The sequence below is a fragment of the Mesorhizobium sp. M0437 genome (genome assembly GCF_040321335.1).
Taxonomy (GTDB): Bacteria; Pseudomonadota; Alphaproteobacteria; order Rhizobiales; family Rhizobiaceae; genus Mesorhizobium.
The window spans coordinates 1-1,089 of record NZ_JAMYRK010000226.1; the positions used below are offsets into that span (position 1 = coordinate 1).

Consider the following 1,089-nt stretch of genomic DNA (forward strand, 5'->3'; position numbering starts at 1 on the left):
TCGCGATTGCCAGCGATGCGATCAAGATCATCATCGGTAAGTTTGCCCCACTGTTCCTTGATCTTACCCTTGACCTGCTTCCAGTTTCCTTCGACGCGATTCCAGTCCATGACATATCCTCCATTGTTTTGCACAAGGCGAAACGGTCGTCCGGCCAGGGAGTTCCGGGACGAAGATCTCTGATGTTCACGTCTCCAGTTGGGAAGGTGACGACGCCAATCAGGAGATGGTGGGCCTTTGGGGACGCGTCGACCTCCCCGAGCGGAGCGTGACGTGTTGAGCGAGAGGAGCACGGCTGTCCCGCACATGATCATCCATGTCGAAATCGCCCACCCAGGCTTCGAGCCGCTAGGCTCGCCCGCGGTAGCGACGTGCCGGATCCGAATACATGGGCTCATTCGATACCCTGCCTGGGAGCTGGCTCCGTGGCACGCGCGTCGCCACCATTGAACCGGAAGGGTCCGGCCGCGTTGTCTGGTGACTGGTACGGCGATTGTTGTAGATAGAAATGGCGAACACTGGCACAACGCGTGGACGCAACCATGACCGGGCAAGGGTCGCTGGTGGGCAGGACCACGAAATGAAGTATGAGGCGAGCAAAACCGGCGCCAGCAAAGCTGACGTCAGGTCGGCGGTGAAGTCAGTCGCCAACAGTCGCAAGAAAGTCACGACAAGCTGGGCAGGAAGTGAGGCTCGGCCGCACAGACGCTGGGGAAGTTGCAATATCAAGAGCTCGAGGTTCAGCGCAGGGGATAGGCCACATTGCCTATGACCGGCTGCCGCGAATATCTCACGAGGGGGCACGCACATGACTCGCATCGCTACCTTCAATGTGAACGGCGTCAACGGCCGATTACCTGTGCTCCTGAAGTGGTTAGGCGAAAGCGACTACGACATCGTTTGCCTGCAAGAATTGAAGACGTCGGACGACAAGTTTCCTATCGATGCGATCAGAGAGGCGGGTTACGGTGCGATCTGGCACGGCCAGAAATCCTACAACGGTGTGGCGATCCTGGCCCGAGGAATGGAGCCTGTGGAACGCCGACGCGGCCTGCCTGGCGATCCTGACGACACTCACAGCCGCTATAT

2 protein-coding genes and 1 pseudogene are annotated in these 1,089 nt (G+C 58.8%); 2 read left to right on the forward strand and 1 reads right to left on the reverse strand.

The window, feature by feature from the left end:
• Positions 1 to 110, reverse strand: a 110-nt coding sequence (locus NKI72_RS35130; RefSeq protein WP_352852271.1) for a CsbD family protein, incomplete at its 3' end; no start/stop codon positions are given.
• Positions 111 to 508: 398 nt separating this feature from the next.
• On the opposite strand from NKI72_RS35130, the pseudogene NKI72_RS35135 reads away from it, so the two are divergent.
• Positions 509 to 667 (forward strand): annotated as a pseudogene (locus NKI72_RS35135) (DUF3606 domain-containing protein); the annotation flags it as partial.
• Positions 668 to 808: 141 nt separating this feature from the next.
• On the forward strand, positions 809 to 1,089 hold a 281-nt coding region (locus NKI72_RS35140), incomplete at its 3' end, for an endonuclease/exonuclease/phosphatase family protein (protein ID WP_352852270.1).